The organism is Enterobacter sp. RHBSTW-00975 (assembly GCF_013615235.1).
Taxonomy (GTDB): domain Bacteria; phylum Pseudomonadota; class Gammaproteobacteria; order Enterobacterales; family Enterobacteriaceae; genus Enterobacter; species Enterobacter ludwigii.
Genome location: NZ_CP055883.1, coordinates 1898194 through 1915463 on the forward strand (window position 1 = coordinate 1898194; position 17270 = coordinate 1915463).

Here is a 17270-nt window from a genome sequence, read left to right on the forward strand (position 1 = left end):
CTAAAAAGGCCGCTCACGCGGCCTTTTTTCTTTGCGCTCTCTGGCAAACCCGCCGTAAAATCAATTACATCACACGCTACTAAAACCATGTCCATGCTTGATTATGCCCATCGCCAGCACCGTTTAGATCAACGACACCTGCTTTTGCTCGTGCTGCTGCTCATTGTTACCGCAGGCGTTAGCCTGTGCGCCGGGGAACAGTGGATAGGGCCTGAACACTGGTTTGAGCCTGAGGGGCAGCTTTTCGTCTGGCAAATCCGTCTGCCGCGCACGCTGGCGGTGATCCTGGTGGGCGCCGCGCTGGCATTGTGCGGCACCATTATGCAGGCATTATTTGATAACCCGTTGGCGGAGCCCGGGCTGCTCGGTGTGTCGAATGGCGCGGGCGTAGGGCTGGTGGCGGCGGTGATGTTGGGCGGGGGGGAACTCTCCTCATGGGGGATTAGCCTCAGCGCCATTATCGGCGCGTTGCTGATAACGGTAATCCTTTTGCGCTTTGCCAGACGGCACTTATCAACCAGTCGGCTGCTGCTTGCCGGGGTGGCTCTGGGGATCATCTGTAGCGCGCTGATGACCTGGGCGGTGTACTTCTCCACGTCCTTTGACTTGCGTCAGTTGATGTACTGGATGATGGGCGGCTTCGGGGGCGTAGACTGGCGCCAGGGCTGGCTGATGGCACTGCTGATACCGGTCTTGCTGTGGGCAGGCCTGCAGGCACAGCCGCTGAATATTCTCGCGCTGGGGGAAACCTCGGCCCGCCAGCTTGGCATGCCGATAGGCTTCTGGCGTAACGTGCTGGTCATTGCCATTGGCTGGCTGGTTGGTGTGAGCGTGGCACTGGCCGGGGCGATTGGCTTTATTGGGCTGGTTATCCCGCACATGCTGCGTCTGTGCGGGATCACCGACCATCGAACCTTACTGCCGGCCTCGGCGGTTGCCGGGGCGGTAACGCTACTGGTGGCGGATATCATCGCCCGGCTCGCCCTGACAGCCGCTGAGCTGCCAATAGGCGTGGTGACCGCCACGCTGGGCGCGCCGGTATTTATCTGGCTACTATTAAAATCCGGACGTTAAATCACTACCCGTAAGATAACCTGAGGGAATGCTATGCAGTCTGATATTTTGAATACCGAAGTGACCACCATTGAGGGTGAGAAAACCACGCTGGAAAGCTATAAAGGCAACGTGCTGCTCATCGTGAACGTGGCCTCCAAATGTGGCCTGACGCCGCAGTACGAACAGCTGGAAAACATTCAAAAAGCCTGGGAGAAAGACGGTTTCACCGTGCTGGGCTTCCCGTGCAACCAGTTCCTGGGCCAGGAGCCGGGCAGCGAAGACGAAATCAAAACGTTTTGCAGCACCACCTACGGTGTGACGTTCCCGATGTTCAGCAAAATCGACGTTAACGGTGAACATCGCCATCCCCTGTATGCGAAGCTGGTGGCGGCCGCGCCGACCGCCGTTGCGCCGGAAGGCAGCGGTTTTTATGAGCGCATGGCCAGTAAAGGACGCGCGCCGCTCTATCCGGACGATATCCTGTGGAATTTTGAAAAATTCCTTATTGGTCGTGACGGACAGGTGGTGCAGCGTTTTTCACCGGACATGACGCCTGAAGATCCGATTGTGATGGAGTCTATCAAGCTGGCACTGGCGAAATAATGACGTTGCTGATGCAGCTCACGGACGTCGCCGATACGGGGCGTCTGGAGCCGATAACCGGTGCCATCAATGCAGGCGAAATCCTGCATCTTGTCGGGCCGAACGGCGCAGGAAAAAGCACCTTACTGGCGCGCATGGCGGGGCTGACCGCCGGCGCGGGGGAGATAACCCTGCTGGAGCATAACCTTGCTGACTGGTCGCCAGTCTCGCTGGCGCACAGGCGCAGCTATCTGGTGCAGCAGCAGGTCCCGCCCTTTGCGATGCCCGTCTGGCACTACCTGATGCTGCATCTGCACGATAAACAGCATACGTCGCTGCTCACTGAGGTGGCGGCGGGATTAGGGCTAGAAGATAAACTGTCCCGGCATGCCAGCCAGCTTTCGGGGGGCGAGTGGCAGCGCGTGCGTCTGGCGGCCGTCATTTTGCAGATTCACCCGGCCGGCAATCCACATGGCAGACTGCTGCTTCTGGATGAACCGATGAGCGGTCTGGATGTGGCACAGCAGGCCGCGCTGGACACCCTGTTAAGCTCCCTGAGCAGAAAAGGGATCGGCGTGGTCATGAGCAGTCATGACCTGAACCATACGCTGCGTCACGCCCACCGGGTGTGGCTGTTGGCGCGAGGAAAGATGATTGCCAGCGGCACGCGCGATGCGGTATTGACGCCGCCAAATCTTGCCCGCGCGTACAATATGTCTTTCCGCAGGCTGGATATAGAAGGGCATAAGATGCTGATTTCTACCGCGCAGGCGTAACCGTTTCTTGCCTGTTAACGCCGTTGCACGCTAAATTACGAAAAGAACAAAAAAAGCAGAGGATTCGTCTGAAAATGCGATTCTGGTTTCTCCTGATGGCCGCGTTATTTCTTGCGGGATGCAGTAGCCATCGTGCGCCGCCGCCTAACCCGCGGCTTTCAGATTCTATTACCGTCATTGCCAGCCTTAACGATCAGCTGAGCAACTGGCGCGGCACGCCCTATCGTTATGGCGGCATGAGCCGTGGGGGCGTAGATTGTTCTGGCTTTGTTCTGATGACGTTTCGCGATAAGTTTGATTTACAGCTTCCGCGCGAAACGCGCAAACAGGCGGAAATTGGCACGGAAATCGATAAAGATGATTTGCTGCCCGGCGACCTGGTTTTTTTCAAAACCGGCTCGGGTGACAGTGGGCTTCACGTCGGTATTTATGATACCGATAATCAGTTTATTCACGCCTCGACCAGTCGTGGGGTGATGCGCTCGTCGCTCGATAATGTTTACTGGCGTAAAAACTTCTGGCAGGCACGACGTATTTAGTCTGTCAAAGAGCAGTCTCTTATGATGGCATGATAACTAATAAATCATGCCATTTTTTCTCAAATAAGAGGTTTAAAGTTAAATTTACGAAAAATGACTTATCTCCTCAGGTGTCTGTTTTATCTAAAACTGGCTATTACTGAGCAACCAGGATAAGATTATTTTAGATTCAGGGATAAATCTGAAAAATAATACGGAACTAATGAAATTAATCTTATTAAAATCAAGACAGTGGAATTGTGTCGGCAATTGCTCCAGGATGTCCTCTCTCATCTTTAATGCGGGGCGAGTGCAATGATTATTACGCATAGATAATGCTTACCAGTCTGAACTGATGCTTCTGCCTGCCCGTAATAGCGCCGGTGAGCTTAAAGGTTTAGAGGTTCTGGTTAACTTTACTGGCGTCGGTACCCACGTTCGGATCCCCACCGAACTCGTTATCCCGCGGCTTTCGGCTGAAGAAGAGTTAGCGTTGTTTAACGAGAAATTGCAATTGCTTGATACCTGTAAACTGTTTTTTATTCAGCATCAGTTAATTGCATGGATCAATATTACACCTGTAATTGTTGAATTTTTATTAAGTAATGGGAACGCTGTTTCAATACTTGAGCGTTATCCGTTTCTTGAGTTTACTGTTAATGAGAATTATCCAGGTTTAAATAACGGGAAGGACGATCTGCAACTGGCGAGAATGGCAATCCATTTTCCGCTGGTGCTTGCAAACTTTGGCGCAGGCGCAGCGTCGTTGAAAGCCGTTTATGATGGATTGTTTAAACGGGTCATTCTCGACAAGGGATTTATCCAGCAGCGTGCTTCTGAACTCTCTTTTGAGCCTTTTATGCGCGCAATCCTCTGGCAAATAACGCCTCACTGTCAGTCAGTGCTCGTCGGCGGCATTGATGACCACGGTTTATTGCAGCGCGTCTTGTCCTTTAACTTTGGCGCAATGCAGGGGGCGCTCTGGCCGGCCGTCTCTGCAGAGCACGTCACCACGCTCGTTCAGTGATAACCCTCTCTTTCGCCCGTGTTTAAGTCCGGGTAAACCCACTACACTAAAAGCAGGAGGACCTATGACCCTGTCTTTTACTGCTCACTGGCATGACGAGTTGCCGGGTTTTTATACCGCACTCAAACCCACACCGTTACAAAATTCCCGTCTTATCTGGCATAACGATCGGCTGGCAGAAGAGCTGGCTGTTCCACCTGAGATGTTTCAGCCCTCCGACGGCGCTGGCGTCTGGGGAGGCGAAACGCTGCTTGCCGGTATGCAGCCTCTGGCTCAGGTCTATAGCGGACATCAGTTTGGCGTCTGGGCAGGACAACTGGGCGATGGCCGGGGGATCCTGCTGGGCGAACAACGGCTGCCCAACGGGGAGACGGTGGACTGGCACCTGAAGGGGGCCGGCCTGACCCCTTACTCGCGAATGGGCGACGGGCGCGCGGTATTGCGTTCGACTATTCGCGAATGTCTGGCATCCGAAGCGATGCATGCGCTGGGGATCCCCACCACTCGCGCACTGTCGATTGTAACCAGTGACACCCCGGTGGCACGTGAAACGATGGAAAAAGGGGCGATGCTCATGCGCGTTGCGCAAAGCCATCTGCGTTTTGGCCACTTTGAACACTTTTATTATCGTCGTGAGCCGGAAAAAGTCCGCCAGCTTGCGGATTATGCCATTCGTCATCACTGGTCTCATTTCCAGGACGAGGCCGATAAGTACATTCTCTGGTTCCGCGATGTGGTAGCCCGTACCGCAACCATGATTGCCCGCTGGCAGACGGTCGGGTTTGCCCATGGGGTGATGAACACGGACAACATGTCACTTCTCGGGTTGACCTTTGATTACGGTCCGTTTGGCTTCCTTGATGACTATCAGCCGGGTTATATCTGCAACCACTCTGACTATCAGGGACGTTACAGTTTCGACAATCAGCCGGCTGTTGGCCTGTGGAACCTGCAGCGCCTTGCGCAAACTCTGTCGCCGTTTATCGACGTTGATGCCCTGAATGATGCGCTCGACAGCTACCAGGACATTTTACTGCGCGAATACGGCGCGTTGATGCGCAACAAACTGGGGCTGGTGACGCAGGAGAGGGGCGATAACGACATCCTGAACGCTCTGTTTGCACTCATGGAACGTGAAGGCAGCGATTACACCCGCACCTTCCGGATGCTGAGCCAGACTGAGCAACACAGTAGTGCCTCACCGCTGCGCGACGAGTTCATTGACAGGCAGGGCTTTGACGACTGGTTTGCGCTTTACCGTGCGCGATTGCAGCAAGAGCAGGTCGACGACGCAACCCGGCAGGCGCAAATGAACGCGGCGAACCCGGCGATGGTGTTGCGCAACTGGCTGGCGCAGCGGGCCATTGAACAGGCAGAACAGGGTGAGTATGACGAATTACATCGCCTGCATGTGGCTCTGCGTACGCCGTTTGCTGACCGTGATGACGACTATGTCAGCCGTCCGCCGGACTGGGGAAAACGCCTGGAAGTGAGCTGTTCGAGCTAGCCCGGGCGGACAAAACCTGACACCTTGCGGTGCCAGGTTTTTTTATGCCGATACCGCGGTCACTGTGCGACCCATCCGCCATCCATATTCCAGGCGGCGCCGCGGACCTGTACGGCGCTGTCACTGCACAAAAACAACGCCAGCTCGCCTAGCTGTTCCGGCGTAACAAACTCACCGGCGGGCTGTTTCTCTGCCAGCAGTTGCTCACGAGCGACATCCGGTGCGACGCCATCGGCAATACGTCTGTCGATTTGCTGCTGCACCAGCGGGGTCAACACCCAGCCCGGGCAGATGGCATTGGCGGTAATACCGGTGCGGGCGGTCTCCAGCGCCAGGGATTTGGTAAAGCCCACCACGCCATGCTTGGCGGCAACATAGGCGGATTTCTCTTTCGACGCGACCAGCCCATGCACGGAGGCGATATTAATGATGCGCCCCCAGTTTTTCGCCTGCATCGCAGGCAGCGCCAGCCGGCTGGTGTGAAAGACGGAAGAGAGGTTGATGGCGATAATGTCGTTCCATTTCTCCACCGGGAACGCATCAACAGGTGCGACGTGCTGTATACCGGCGTTGTTGATCAGAATATCGACTCCGCCATACCGGCTTTCGGCGTAGTGCATCATGGCTTCAATCTGCTGGACGTCACGCAGGTCCGCATCGTGATAGCCCGGCGTTTTACCCCGTTTCGCGATTTCGTCTCTTGCCGATTCACTGTCGCCGAAACCGTTAAGAATCAACTGCGCGCCGGCCTTCGCCAGCACGCCAGCGATCCCAAGTCCAATACCGCTGGTCGAGCCGGTCACCAGTGCGGTTTTACCGTTCAGATTCATTTTATTCTCCTTACACAATGCCGGTGAGATAGAACACGGCAATGACAAAAAGCACCGCCAGACTTTTGATGAGGGTGATAGCGAAAATGCCGCCATACGCCTGACGATGGCTCAGACCCGTAATGGCAAGCAACGTAATTACGGCCCCGTTATGGGGAAGCGTATCCATGCCGCCGCTGGCCATCGAGGCCACGCGGTGGAGAACCTCCAGAGGGATATTGGCTGCGTGGGCGGCCGCGACAAACGTATCGGCCATGGCCGCAAGGGCGATGCTCATCCCGCCCGACGCCGAACCGGTGATCCCGGCAAGCACGGTCACGCTGATGGCTTCGTTGAGCAACGGGTTCGGGATAGCGGCGAGCGCTTTGGATAAGACCAGAAAACCGGGCAGCGCAGCGATCACCGCCCCGAAACCGTATTCAGATGCGGTATTCATTGCCGCCAGAATGGCGCCGCTGACCGCCGTCCGGCTGCCTTCTGCCAGCCGTCCCCGGATATTGCGAAATCCAAAAAGCAGTACCATGACAATACCCGCGATCAGCGCCGCTTCCACGGCCCAGATGGCGGTGATTTTGCTGACCTCGGTGACAATCGGCTTCGCCAGCCCGGGCAGGGTAAGCTCATGGTGCGTCCCGTACCAGCCGGGGATCCAGCGGGTAAACAGCAGGTTGAGGATCCCCACCAGCAGCAGAGGGGAAATGGCGATCAGCGGATGGGGCAGATTAATGTTGTCCGGCGTTTCAGGTTCATTTTTCAGATCGGAACCGTAGCCCTCATTGTTGTTGAGCGCCTTTCGCCGCTGACGCTCCAGCCAGATCAGGCCAAAACAGAGGATAAACAGCGAGCCAATCAACCCAAGCCACGGCGCGGCCCAGGCGTTAGTGCCAAAGAAGCTGGTGGGGATAATGTTCTGGATCTGCGGCGTACCGGGCAGGGCGTCCATGGTAAACGAGAACGCACCCAGAGCCACGGTCGCCGGGATAAGACGTTTGGGGATGCCGCTCTGGCGGAACAGTTCGGCCGCAAAAGGATAGACGGCAAAGGCCACCACGAAGAGCGAAACGCCGCCGTACGTTAACAATGCACACACCAGCACAATGACCGGAATCGCATGGCGGCGCCCGAGGATCTGGATCGCTGCAGCGACGATAGCGCGTGAGAAACCGGAAAGTTCAATCAGCTTGCCAAACACGGCACCCAGCAGGAACACCGGGAAGTAGAGCTTGACGAAGCCGACCATCTTTTCCATAAACAGACCGGTAAACGTCGGGCCGACGGCCCCCGGGTCGGTCAGCAGCACGGCACCCAGCGCTGCGATGGGGGCAAACAGAATAACGCTGTATCCGCGATAGGCCGCAAGCATCAGCAATGCCAGCGCCGCCAGGGCAATCAACACACTCATTATGACTCCTCACTATCATTGTTATATTCGGGTACCAACGAGATGTCCGGGCGCGGTTAGCGCGCAAGGGTTAACGCAATGCCTTGCCCACCTCCCACACACAGGGTGACGAGCCCTTTTTTCGCGTCGCGGCGTTGCATCTCATGCAGCAGCGTGACGAGGATCCGACAGCCAGAGGCGCCGATGGGGTGGCCAAGCGCAATCGCACCACCGTTAACGTTCACCTTGCGTTCATCCCAGCCGAGCAGTTTGCCAACGGCCAGCGCCTGCGCGGCAAAGGCTTCATTCGCTTCAATGATGTCCACCTCATCCAGCGCCCAGCCTGCCCGGGCCAGAGCCGTCTGGCAGGCGCTGACCGGCCCGATGCCCATCACCGATGGATCAACGCCGGTCACGGCATAACTCGCGACCCGTCCCAGGATCGGTAATCCGCTTTCCCGCGCTTTTTCACCGCTCATCAACAGCACCGCAGCGGCACCATCGTTCAGGGTTGAGGCATTACCCGCCGTGACCGTTCCATCTTCACGACGAAAGGCAGGGCGCAGGTGCGCGAGTTGCTCAGCGGTGGTTCCCGGCCGGGGTTGTTCATCACTGTTGACCAGGCGCGGCGGCTTTTTACCCTCGCTCACCGTGACCGGAGCCATCTCCGCGTTAAACAGACCGCGCGCAATGGCCGACGCCGCTTTTTGCTGCGACCGGGCGGCAAAAGCGTCCTGCTGCTCGCGGGAGATGCCATACTGGCGGGCAACGTTTTCCGCGGTGATGCCCATGTGATAATCGTTAAATGCGTCCCACAGGCCATCCGTTATCATGCTGTCCTGCAATCCTGTATGACCAAAACGCAACCCTGACCGCGCACCGTCCAGCAGGTAAGGGGCATTGCTCATGCTCTCCTGGCCGCCAGCGATAACCACGTCGGCATCGCCGCAGCGGATAGCCTGCGCGGCGAGCTGTACCGCTTTTAAGCCGGCACCGCACACCAGATTGACGGTTGTCGCGGGCGTACTGACGGGCAATCCGGCCGTGAGAGCGGTCTGACGGGCGGGGTTTTGTCCACACCCTGCCGTCAGCACCTGACCGAAAATCAGTTCGTCTACCTGATCTGCGCACAGCTGGCTGTTCTCAAGCAGGCGACGAACCGCTACGGCACCCAGTTCAACCGCGGAAAGGGAGGAGAGCGATCCGCGAAAACTGCCTACAGGGGTTCGCGTGGCCCCGACAATCATGACCTCATTCATGTTCACTCCTCAGTTGAAGCGCATCTCGCGCACGTCGTCCGCCACGATGATTTTCCCGGCTGTTTTACTGACGATGTCGTCAATACTGACGCCGGGGGCGTATTCCCGCAGAATGAACGCGCCGTCTTCAATCTCCAGCAACGCAAGGTCGGTTAACACCCGACGGATGCAGCCAGCGCCGGTCAACGGCAGCGTGCAGCGCGGCAGCAGTTTTGACTCTCCGTTTTTTGCGGCATGGGTCATCACCACAATGATGTTCTGCGCCCCGGCGACCAGATCCATCGCGCCTCCCATCCCTTTCACCATCTTGCCCGGGATCATCCACGAGGCGATGTTGCCTTCGACATCCACTTCGAACGCCCCGAGTACGGTCAGGTCAACATGGCCACCCCGGATCATGGCGAACGACTGAGCCGAGTCGAAAATGGCGGCACCGATCCTCGCGGTGACGGTCTGCTTACCGGCGTTAATCATGTCGGCGTCAAGGCTCTGCTCATCCGGAAAGGCTCCCATCCCCAGCAGGCCGTTTTCAGACTGGAGCATTACGTCCATTCCCGCCGGAATATAGTTCGCCACAAGGGTCGGGATCCCTATCCCCAGGTTGACGTAGTAACCGTCGCGCAGTTCTCGGGCGACGCGCATGGCCATCTGTTCACGGGTTAACATCTTCAGACTCCCTCTGCGCGCAGCGTGCGCTGTTCAATGCGTTTCTCGAACTGGCCGACAATCAGCCTGTCGACGTAGATCCCCGGGGTATGAATGGCCGACGGGGGCAGTTCGCCCGGGGCGACGATCTCTTCCACTTCCACCACCGTTATCCGGCCCGCGGTGGCCATCAGCGGGTTAAAGTTTTGGGCGGTATGGCGATAGATAACGTTGCCGTACCAGTCCGCTTTCCAGCCCTTGATCAGCGCAAAATCGCCGGTGATGGCCTCTTCGAGGACATAATGCTTGCCGGCAAACTGGCGAACTTCCTTGCCAGCAGCCACGGGGGTACCATAGCCGGTGGCCGTGTAAAACGCCGGAATACCCGCTCCGCCAGCGCGAACCTTTTCTGCCAGGGTTCCCTGTGGGGTGAGTTCCACTTCCAGCTCGCCGCTCAACACCTGTTGTTCGAACAGCGCGTTTTCGCCCACGTACGACGCCACCACTTTTCGTACCTGGCGCGTCTCAAGGAGTATCCCGAGACCAAAACCATCGACGCCGCAGTTGTTTGAAACCACCGTCAGCCCCTGCACCTGACGGCGTCTGACTTCGGCAATCAGGTTCTCAGGAATGCCGCACAGGCCGAAGCCGCCTGCCAGCAATGTCATTCCGTCCGTCAGCCCGTCCAGCGCCTGCGCATAGCTGCCGACGCGCTTATCCAGTCCCGCCATAATCATCCCTCCCGTTATCCGTGCCGGTATCATTAGGGGCGGCGACTCATTTGTTAATTTTGAATTTGTGACCCACTCATTTGGTTTTTTTATTAATTTGCTGTTAACTAAATTTTTTCAATTAGTTAACAAGGTGAAAAATGAGAATGAGTGTCAAACAGTTACGCGCGTTTTTAGCGGTAGCTCACACTCTGAATTTCGCGCATGCCAGTGAACGGCTGAATCTTTCCCAGCCGGCGCTTAGCCTGACGATTAAAGGCCTGGAGGAGGCGCTGGGGGGACCGCTGTTGCAGCGCAGCACCCGCAAGGTGGCGCTGACGCAGGAGGGGGAGACCTTTTTACCGATGGCGCGGCAGCTGCTGGCGGACTGGGATAACGCCGAAGAGGCCATGCATCAGTGCTTTACGCTGCAGCGCGGCAAAATCTCAGTCGCGGCGATGCCGTCATTTGCGGCGAATGTCCTGCCGGAGGTGCTCAAGGCATTTCGCGATCGCCACGCCGGGATCAACGTCACCGTGCACGATGTTATCAACGAGCAGGTAATTGAAATGGTGCGGGAAGGGCGGGTCGAGATGGGGATCGCGTTTGAACCGGCGCCGACCCATAACCTGCTTTTTACGCCGTTGGGTCTCGATCGATTTGTCGCCATTGTGCCGAAATCATCCGCTCTGGCAGCCAAAAAACGCCTTTCATGGGAGGCGCTACTGACGCTGGATTTTATTACCCTGCAGCGCCCTTCGGCCGTTCGTCTGATGATGGAAGAAGAGCTGGCCCGCAGCGGTCGTAAACTGGATGTGGCTCTGGAGAGCCATCAACTGGTGACGGTGGGCAGAATGGTCGCCAGCGGTCTGGGCGGCAGTGCGGTCCCGGCACTGTGTGAGGCGCAGATGACCTCGTTAGGCGCGGTCTGTATTCCACTCGATAACCCGCCAATTGAAAAATGCATCGGCGTGATCCACCCCGGGCACACGCAGCTTTCAAAAGCGGCGCATGCCCTGCTTGAGACGCTGAAAGATTTTTATCAGCCCGGTCAGGGGGCGAGAAATACCTGCGGTGAGGCGTGAACCGGATGTGGGCCAACGTATACCTGCGCGCCATACCACCGGGCCAGCGCGTCGGCCTGTAAAACCGTTTCCGGCGTGCCCTGAGAAACCAGCGTGCCGTTATGCAGCAGCAGGATCCGGTCCGCCCACAGCGCTGCCAGATTGAGGTCGTGCAGCACCACGCACACGTGAAAATCGCCCTGACGGGTCAGGGATTTCAACAACCGCAGCAGATGCTGCTGGTGGTAAAGATCCAGCGCGGAAGTGGGTTCATCGAGAAATAGCCAGCCGCGCGGACCGCCGTCATGCCAGAGCTGCGCCAGGGCGCGGGCGAGCTGGATCCGTTGTTGCTCGCCACCGGAGAGGGCCGAAAAGTGTCGGTCTGCGAGGGGCAGGCAGCCCGTTATTGCCATTACGGCTTCGACAACCGGGGCTTCAGGGTAGCGCGTCCAGGGCGCGCGGCCCATACCCACCACCGCGTCGACCGGCCAGTCGAAACCGAGCTGCGTATTCTGGCGCATCACTGCCCGGCGGCGTGAGAGCTTTTGCGGGTGCCACACCTCAAGCGGCGTACCCGCCAGGCTGCATTGCCCACCAGAAGGCGTGAGATAGCCTGTGAGCAGGCGCAGTAACGTCGATTTTCCGGCACCGTTAGGCCCAATCAACGCCACCATTTCCCCCGGAGATAACGCCAGCGACACGTCGTTGATAAGTGTCCGTTGCCCGACCTGATAAACAAGACGTTCCGCGCAGTAGCGTTCAGCCATGTGCGCCTCCACGACGAAAAATGAGCCACAGGAACCACGGCGCGCCGAAGATACTGGTCAGTAAACCGACCGGCATTTCAGCCGGTGCGACCAGCGTGCGCGCCACCGTATCGGCAACCAGCAGCAGCGACGCCCCGGCCAGTACGGAGCCGGGGATCACGGCCCGGTGATCGGCGCCCAGCCACATCCGTATCAGGTGCGGCACCACCAGACCGACAAAACCAATCACCCCGCTGACGGCAACCGCGGCGGCAACCAGTAAGGCGCTGCACAGCAACAGGATCCGCTGTACCGTCGCCACCGCCACGCCAAGGTAGTGCGCTTCTTCTTCACCCAGCTGCAGTAAATTGAGCGCGCAGGCAAGACGCCAGATAATCAGAACGCCTGGCACCATCAGCGAGGTGACGGCCAGCAGCGTAGACCACTGCGCCTGACCCAGGCTGCCCATGCCCCAGAGGGAGAGCTGGCGAAGCTGGGCATCATTGCTGAGCCATGACAGTACGCCGACTGCCGCACCGCACAGGGCATTGAGGGCAATGCCCACCAGTAACAGCCGTGAAAGTGTGCTGTTACGCTGCTGGCTTAGGACGAAAATGACGAAAGTGGCCGCCAGCGCACCCCCAAATGCCGCGATCATGGGAGCGTAAAGCATCATCAGCGCGGGGAGCGAGAGGGGAATAACCACCCACAGCGCCACGGCCAGCGCCGCGCCGCTGCTGATCCCAAGCAGCCCCGGATCCGCCAGCGGATTACGAAAAAGCCCCTGCATTACGCAGCCTGCCAGCGCCAGCGAGCCGCCGGTGACCAGCGCCAGCAGGACCCGGGGGAGACGAATGGTCAGCCAGATCTGACGCAGGCTTTCATCACTGCCGCGCCACAGCAGACTGACCGGCAGATGCAGTGCGCCAGCCCCGGAGGCCGCCAGCGTCATGATCGTCAGGATGGCGGCCAGCATCCACAGCGACAACGCGATCCGTCTGGACATCAGGGCAGTTGCTCCGCCCGGGTGCGCAATTGCTGTATGGCCTGCGGCGTGCGCACGCTAAAGCCCAGCAGCGCCATATCGTCGATGGTCAGCACCTGCCTGTTCCGTCCCGCCGGCGTTTGCGCCAGGCCGGGAAGTGTCCACACATTCGCTTCGCCACCCAATGCCTTTACGCCATCCTGCGAAATCACCACAAGGTCAGGCTGGCTGGCAATCACCCCTTCCTGGGACAGCGGCTGATAACGGGTAAAGGCCTGCATCGCGTTTTGCAAACCCGCTGCGCGAATGGCTGCATCCGCGGCGGTCTGTTGTCCGGCAGCCATCGCGGTCATCCCGCCGTGGTTGAGGATAAACAGCACCCGTTTGTCGAGTGGCGAGGTGGGCAGGGCTGCCAGCGCCTGGCGCAGCCTGGCGCGCAATGCGTCACCCTGTGCTTCGCGATGCGTCGCTTCGGCAATGACTCGCACCTTTTCGTCAATCACACTCAGATCATGACTGCCGGGAACGGTGACGACACTGACGTGACTTTCCTCGACCTGTTTTAACGCCAGAGATGGTTGTGCCTGAGCACTGGCCAGCACCAGCGTCGGGCGCATGGATAAGATCCCCTCCGCGTTAAGCTGGCGCAAATAGCCGACGTCGGGCAGGGCGTTCGCCGCCTGCGGCCACTGGCTGGTGCTGTCGCGGGCAACCAGTGACGATCCCGCGCCAAGGGCATAAACAATCTCAGTCACGTCACCCCCCAGGGCGACAATTTTCTGCGGTGTGGCCGCGAACGTCACCAGCGGCAGGGCGCAGAGCAGGGCGAGCCATTTTTTCATGCGGCCAGCCCTTTTCGGGTCAGGGCGTCAACCTGGCTGCGCCACTGACGCTGCTCTGGTTCACCTTCGCTGCGTTGACCGTACAGTTGAGCGATTTGCGTCCCGTCGGCGGCGAAGAGCTCCAGGCTGGTGACGTGCCCGTCAGCGGTGGGTTTACGCGTCACCCATGTTTCGGCGATGGACGTATCCCGCAGATGCAGGGTAAAGGTTGGGTTGAAGATGTTGAGCCAGCCTTTCATCGGGACGACGTTTTCCACCACGCCGGTAAAGATCTGCACGCAGCCGCGGTTGCCGACGAAGATCATCATTTCATTCCCCTCCAGGCGGACCGTTTCCAGCAGCTGTGCCAGAGCGGTGTTGTCCACCCTGCAGGCCAGATCGTCGCCCACCAGACGAAACGCCTGCTGGCGGCTCAGATTGTGGCGCTTCAGCAGGCCGAAGAACTGATGCACGTCGGTCATGGCGCGCCACTCCTGGTCAACGAGGGCGGCATCAGCCTTTTCGTTGTGGGCAGGGACATCGGCATGCTTCAGTGCCAGTGGCGGATTATCGGCAAAGATAAAGCGCGTAAGCAGGTCGCCCCAGGCAGAAATATCGGTGTTATCGGTCGTGTAAACTTTCAGCAGGGCATCGCCCTGAAGGTCGAAGAACTGAATGCTCTGACGCTCACCGCGGGCGGTGGTTTCACTGATGTGGAACGCGCTCGCCCACTGGTTGAGAAACAGGCGCAGATCCAGCGCCCGCGGATTCAGTACCAGCCCGGCGTGGCCGCTAAGGTGTTGATGCGTAAACGCGCCCACCTGCTCGTGAACTGCATAGTCGTTACGACAGATGCATTTGGTCTCGCCCACGGCTTCCAGCGCGCCGATGATTTCGCGGATGTCGCCGTGCAGGCGCCAGGCGTCGTGGCCCACGCGGGCGAAGGTCAGCTCTGCTTCGCTGATGTTCATTAAGCCTGCGATGTCACGTGCGTATTGACCTGGATTTTCTTCTTTCAGCGCAAGCCAGCGTGTGTAGTGATTCATTGTCTCTTCCTTTCGAATAAGGGCCCCGGCAGGCCGGGGCGTGGGGATTACCACTGGTAACTCACAAAAATCTTACCGTTGCGTCCGTCCTGAGGAATGCCCTGAGGAGACCAGTACGCCTTGTCGAACGCGTTACCCAGCACCAGCGTCGTGGTTACCCCTTTGAGCTGCTCCTGGCCTTTATAGCTTACGTAGAAATCGTTAACCGCATAGCCCGGCTGTTCGCTGTAGCTACTGCTGATATGGGTTGAGCGATCGACGAAGGTGCCGATCCAGCCGACGGAGAAACCGCTTTGCGCCACCGGGATATCCAGCTTGCTGGTGACGGTATCCGGGTTAATGCTGGAGATATACTCGCCCGTATCGGTATCTTTTCCCCGGGTGCGGTTGTAGGCGACGTCGAGGTTGAACAGGTCGGCCGTGTATTTCGCCATCACGTCCCAGCCCCAGATTTTGGCGTGGGGAACGTTCATGGACATGGTGGTCGCAGCCGCAAAATCGACGCTGGTGGAGATGTAGTCTTTGGCTTTGGTGTCGAAGTAGCTGGCCTTGAATTCCAGCGCATCGTTAGCAAGCATGACGTCGTCAAAGCGCAGTCCGAAGCCAAACTCCTGCGTTTCATTGGTTTCCGGACGCAGGTTCGGGTTCGGCACCCAGTAGTTAGTGTAAAAGCGGCCGATGGAGAAGTGTTTGGCGTCGTTATACATTTCACCCATGGTCGGCGCACGGAAGGCCTGTGCGTAAGAGCCGAACAGCATCAGCCAGTCGGTCGGGCTGACGGTCAGTCCGGCACGGGAGGACCATCTGTCCGCGTTCACATCGTCGTATCCTTCGCTGCTCCCGCGGTAATTATCGTAACGGGTACCGCCGAGAAGCGTGACCGGCAGGTCGCGCAGGGTGATCTCGTCCTGCAGCCAGCCGGAGCTGAAATCGATTTTAGCCTCCGGGAAGCCGGTGGTGGTGCCCCCCGGATGTTGCTCCTGACGGTAGTATTCGCCGCCATAGGTCAGAAGATGTGAGGCAAACGTGTCGCTGAACAGACGGGTGCGGTTTTCCACTTTGCCACCTTTGGTGGTCTGCTTGCGAAACTCGCCGGTGCCGTCAATGTTCTGGGCGTTAATGCGCGCTTCAGACCAGTAGAGTTTCGTATCGGCATTCAGCCAGTCGTTGCCCTGGGGAGCCAGGTGATAGCCCAGCTGAGCGTCTCGCTGAATGGTGGAGCGATCGGTCATGGGATTGCTGCTGGCGTCCGCGGCGGGGGTTTGCGGGTTTTTTGGCTCCTGCGCCGCGTTATTGTAATAGCGCAGGGATCCGCTCAGCGTCTGGGCCGGGTCGATGGCCCAGCGACCTTTTGCCAGCATGTTGTTGATGGATTCGTCATTCGGCGCTTTTCCACCGTCGCTCTGGCGCAGATCGCCGCGATCGCGGCTCGACCAGGCAACCAGTCCGTCCAGGGTTTCGGTACGCCCGTAAGCGCTGGCCCCCATGCCCAGACTGTGATCGCCCGTCGCGCCCGTACCAAACACGCGGTAGCCGCTGTTTTTTCCCGGTTCCAGCAGGTCATTTGCATCGGCGGTGTCATACGCGATCACGCCCCCCAGCGCGCCGCTGCCGTACAGTAAGGCTGACGGGCCGCGAACCACTTCGATACGTTTAATCAGGGCCGGGTCGAGGAACGTGCTGTTCAGGTGGCCAGTGTCGGTCCCCTGGCGCACGCCATCCACCAGCACCAGCACGCCGCGGCGGTCGTAACCGCGCAGGTTGACGTCCTGACCGTTGGTGCGCCCGGTGCCGTCAAGCATCAGGCCTGGGACGTAGCGCAGCAGGTCGGCGGCCGAGCTGGCGGTCTGGTTTTCCGGGGCCGCGGTGTCAATCACGCTGACCATCATCGGGGCTTCGAAGGCGCTGCGGGCGTTGCCGGTGGCGATAACGGTCATGTCATCTGTGGCCGCAAACGTGACGCCCGGCAGGGCGCTGACAACGGATAGCGCAAGGCAGGACGGGCGCAAAAATGCGGAATGCAGGTGTGGCATAGCAACTCTCCATAAAGAATCGAAAGCGCTGGCTGCCTGGGGATCACCTGGGTGGCTGGCGAAGGTATTGTGGTATTTATTTGGTGAGGATCAGCTTCCCGGCATGGGTCTGGCGCAACAGATAAAGCTGGCCGTCATGCTCGATGATCACGCGTCCCTCGTCCCCCAGCAGGCTTTTACTGTCGATCCGACGATCGGTGCGCGCTGGGGCAGGTGCTGTGTGTGTGTTTTCGGGCGTTGCCGCGTTGTTATCCGTACGTGACATAATGTTTATAAATAACAAT

At 58.5% G+C, this 17270-nt stretch carries 18 protein-coding genes; 7 read left to right on the forward strand and 11 right to left on the reverse strand.

What is annotated here, in order from left to right; translation table 11 throughout:
- The first annotated feature begins 93 nt into the window (after window positions 1-93).
- The 6 genes from btuC to selO all read left to right on the forward strand — a co-directional run bounded on the left by btuC (window position 94) and on the right by selO (window position 5466).
- Window positions 94-1074 carry a vitamin B12 ABC transporter permease BtuC gene (btuC, locus tag HV340_RS09185; protein ID WP_025204397.1) on the forward strand — a complete coding sequence of 327 codons (981 nt, stop codon included), beginning with the start codon at window positions 94-96 and terminating at the stop codon, window positions 1072-1074.
- Between the two features lie 33 nt (window positions 1075-1107).
- On the forward strand, window positions 1108-1659 hold the full coding sequence (locus HV340_RS09190) for a glutathione peroxidase (RefSeq protein ID WP_014169696.1): 552 nt from the start codon (window positions 1108-1110) through the stop codon (window positions 1657-1659).
- Complete coding sequence (gene btuD, locus HV340_RS09195) at window positions 1659-2414, forward strand: vitamin B12 ABC transporter ATP-binding protein BtuD (RefSeq protein ID WP_020884404.1); 756 nt, start codon at window positions 1659-1661, stop codon at window positions 2412-2414. The genes HV340_RS09190 and btuD overlap by 1 nt, the downstream gene beginning before the upstream one ends.
- A 74-nt stretch (window positions 2415-2488) precedes the next feature.
- Window positions 2489-2953, forward strand: coding sequence for an NlpC/P60 family protein (locus HV340_RS09200; RefSeq protein ID WP_020884403.1), 465 nt, complete (start codon window positions 2489-2491; stop codon window positions 2951-2953).
- A 334-nt stretch (window positions 2954-3287) separates the two neighbouring features.
- The gene (locus HV340_RS09205; RefSeq protein WP_181216480.1) at window positions 3288-3959 is read left to right on the forward strand and encodes an EAL domain-containing protein; all 672 of its coding nucleotides are present in this window, start codon (window positions 3288-3290) and stop codon (window positions 3957-3959) included.
- Window positions 3960-4023: 64 nt separating this feature from the next.
- Window positions 4024-5466: a protein adenylyltransferase SelO gene (gene selO, locus HV340_RS09210; RefSeq protein WP_063925063.1), complete on the forward strand. Its 1443-nt coding sequence runs from the start codon at window positions 4024-4026 to the stop codon at window positions 5464-5466.
- A 59-nt stretch (window positions 5467-5525) separates the two neighbouring features.
- Here selO and HV340_RS09215 read toward each other — a convergent pair whose 3' ends face one another.
- The 5 genes from HV340_RS09215 to HV340_RS09235 are packed head-to-tail and all read right to left on the reverse strand — an operon-like array spanning window position 5526 to window position 10312.
- On the reverse strand, window positions 5526-6296 hold the full coding sequence (locus tag HV340_RS09215) for a 3-hydroxybutyrate dehydrogenase (RefSeq protein WP_049022628.1): 771 nt from the start codon (window positions 6294-6296) through the stop codon (window positions 5526-5528).
- A gap of 10 nt (window positions 6297-6306) precedes the next feature.
- A complete protein-coding gene (locus HV340_RS09220) occupies window positions 6307-7701 on the reverse strand; it encodes a GntP family permease (protein ID WP_181216546.1) in 1395 nt (464 codons plus the stop codon).
- 53 nt (window positions 7702-7754) lie between these two features.
- Window positions 7755-8936 (reverse strand): acetyl-CoA C-acetyltransferase, encoded by a 1182-nt coding sequence (locus HV340_RS09225; protein WP_063925062.1) that lies wholly within the window; start codon window positions 8934-8936, stop codon window positions 7755-7757.
- 9 nt (window positions 8937-8945) lie between these two features.
- The gene (locus tag HV340_RS09230) at window positions 8946-9602 is read right to left on the reverse strand and encodes a CoA transferase subunit B (RefSeq protein ID WP_014169704.1); all 657 of its coding nucleotides are present in this window, start codon (window positions 9600-9602) and stop codon (window positions 8946-8948) included.
- Between the two features lie 2 nt (window positions 9603-9604).
- A complete protein-coding gene (locus HV340_RS09235; RefSeq protein ID WP_032677981.1) occupies window positions 9605-10312 on the reverse strand; it encodes a CoA transferase subunit A in 708 nt (235 codons plus the stop codon).
- Window positions 10313-10452: 140 nt separating this feature from the next.
- Between HV340_RS09235 and HV340_RS09240 the strand changes: the two genes are divergently transcribed.
- Complete coding sequence (locus tag HV340_RS09240; protein WP_020884395.1) at window positions 10453-11376, forward strand: LysR family transcriptional regulator; 924 nt, start codon at window positions 10453-10455, stop codon at window positions 11374-11376.
- Here the strand turns inward: HV340_RS09240 and HV340_RS09245 are convergent.
- The 6 genes from HV340_RS09245 to hemP form a co-directional block, all read right to left on the reverse strand.
- Window positions 11343-12122: a heme ABC transporter ATP-binding protein gene (locus tag HV340_RS09245; RefSeq protein ID WP_063925061.1), complete on the reverse strand. Its 780-nt coding sequence runs from the start codon at window positions 12120-12122 to the stop codon at window positions 11343-11345. The genes HV340_RS09240 and HV340_RS09245 overlap by 34 nt on opposite strands.
- On the reverse strand, window positions 12115-13107 hold the full coding sequence (locus HV340_RS09250; protein WP_063925060.1) for an iron ABC transporter permease: 993 nt from the start codon (window positions 13105-13107) through the stop codon (window positions 12115-12117). The genes HV340_RS09245 and HV340_RS09250 overlap by 8 nt, the downstream gene beginning before the upstream one ends.
- Window positions 13107-13928 carry a hemin ABC transporter substrate-binding protein gene (locus HV340_RS09255; RefSeq protein ID WP_059305554.1) on the reverse strand — a complete coding sequence of 274 codons (822 nt, stop codon included), beginning with the start codon at window positions 13926-13928 and terminating at the stop codon, window positions 13107-13109. The genes HV340_RS09250 and HV340_RS09255 overlap by 1 nt, the downstream gene beginning before the upstream one ends.
- On the reverse strand, window positions 13925-14953 hold the full coding sequence (locus HV340_RS09260) for a hemin-degrading factor (RefSeq protein WP_059305555.1): 1029 nt from the start codon (window positions 14951-14953) through the stop codon (window positions 13925-13927). Before HV340_RS09260 ends, HV340_RS09255 begins: the two co-directional genes overlap by 4 nt.
- 47 nt (window positions 14954-15000) lie before the next feature.
- Window positions 15001-16986 (reverse strand): TonB-dependent hemoglobin/transferrin/lactoferrin family receptor, encoded by a 1986-nt coding sequence (locus tag HV340_RS09265; RefSeq protein WP_059305556.1) that lies wholly within the window; start codon window positions 16984-16986, stop codon window positions 15001-15003.
- Window positions 16987-17062: 76 nt separating this feature from the next.
- Window positions 17063-17251 (reverse strand): hemin uptake protein HemP, encoded by a 189-nt coding sequence (gene hemP / locus HV340_RS09270; protein WP_020884389.1) that lies wholly within the window; start codon window positions 17249-17251, stop codon window positions 17063-17065.
- Window positions 17252-17270: the final 19 nt, after the last annotated feature.

Bases quoted from the DNA above. Each gene is read 5' to 3' on its own strand.
- HV340_RS09250 (WP_063925060.1), bottom strand. From the start codon at position 13,107: ATGTCCAGACGGATCGCGTTGTCGCTGTGGATGCTGGCCGCCATCCTG.
- HV340_RS09255 (WP_059305554.1), bottom strand. From the start codon at position 13,928: ATGAAAAAATGGCTCGCCCTGCTCTGCGCCCTGCCGCTGGTGACGTTC.
- HV340_RS09235 (WP_032677981.1), bottom strand. From the start codon at position 10,312: ATGGCGGGACTGGATAAGCGCGTCGGCAGCTATGCGCAGGCGCTGGAC.
- HV340_RS09265 (WP_059305556.1), bottom strand. From the start codon at position 16,986: ATGCCACACCTGCATTCCGCATTTTTGCGCCCGTCCTGCCTTGCGCTA.
- HV340_RS09230 (WP_014169704.1), bottom strand. From the start codon at position 9,602: ATGTTAACCCGTGAACAGATGGCCATGCGCGTCGCCCGAGAACTGCGC.
- HV340_RS09215 (WP_049022628.1), bottom strand. From the start codon at position 6,296: ATGAATCTGAACGGTAAAACCGCACTGGTGACCGGCTCGACCAGCGGT.
- btuC (WP_025204397.1), top strand. From the start codon at position 94: ATGCTTGATTATGCCCATCGCCAGCACCGTTTAGATCAACGACACCTG.
- HV340_RS09205 (WP_181216480.1), top strand. From the start codon at position 3,288: ATGCTTCTGCCTGCCCGTAATAGCGCCGGTGAGCTTAAAGGTTTAGAG.
- HV340_RS09190 (WP_014169696.1), top strand. From the start codon at position 1,108: ATGCAGTCTGATATTTTGAATACCGAAGTGACCACCATTGAGGGTGAG.
- HV340_RS09260 (WP_059305555.1), bottom strand. From the start codon at position 14,953: ATGAATCACTACACACGCTGGCTTGCGCTGAAAGAAGAAAATCCAGGT.
- selO (WP_063925063.1), top strand. From the start codon at position 4,024: ATGACCCTGTCTTTTACTGCTCACTGGCATGACGAGTTGCCGGGTTTT.
- hemP (WP_020884389.1), bottom strand. From the start codon at position 17,251: ATGTCACGTACGGATAACAACGCGGCAACGCCCGAAAACACACACACA.
- HV340_RS09245 (WP_063925061.1), bottom strand. From the start codon at position 12,122: ATGGCTGAACGCTACTGCGCGGAACGTCTTGTTTATCAGGTCGGGCAA.
- btuD (WP_020884404.1), top strand. From the start codon at position 1,659: ATGACGTTGCTGATGCAGCTCACGGACGTCGCCGATACGGGGCGTCTG.
- HV340_RS09240 (WP_020884395.1), top strand. From the start codon at position 10,453: ATGAGAATGAGTGTCAAACAGTTACGCGCGTTTTTAGCGGTAGCTCAC.
- HV340_RS09200 (WP_020884403.1), top strand. From the start codon at position 2,489: ATGCGATTCTGGTTTCTCCTGATGGCCGCGTTATTTCTTGCGGGATGC.
- HV340_RS09225 (WP_063925062.1), bottom strand. From the start codon at position 8,936: ATGAATGAGGTCATGATTGTCGGGGCCACGCGAACCCCTGTAGGCAGT.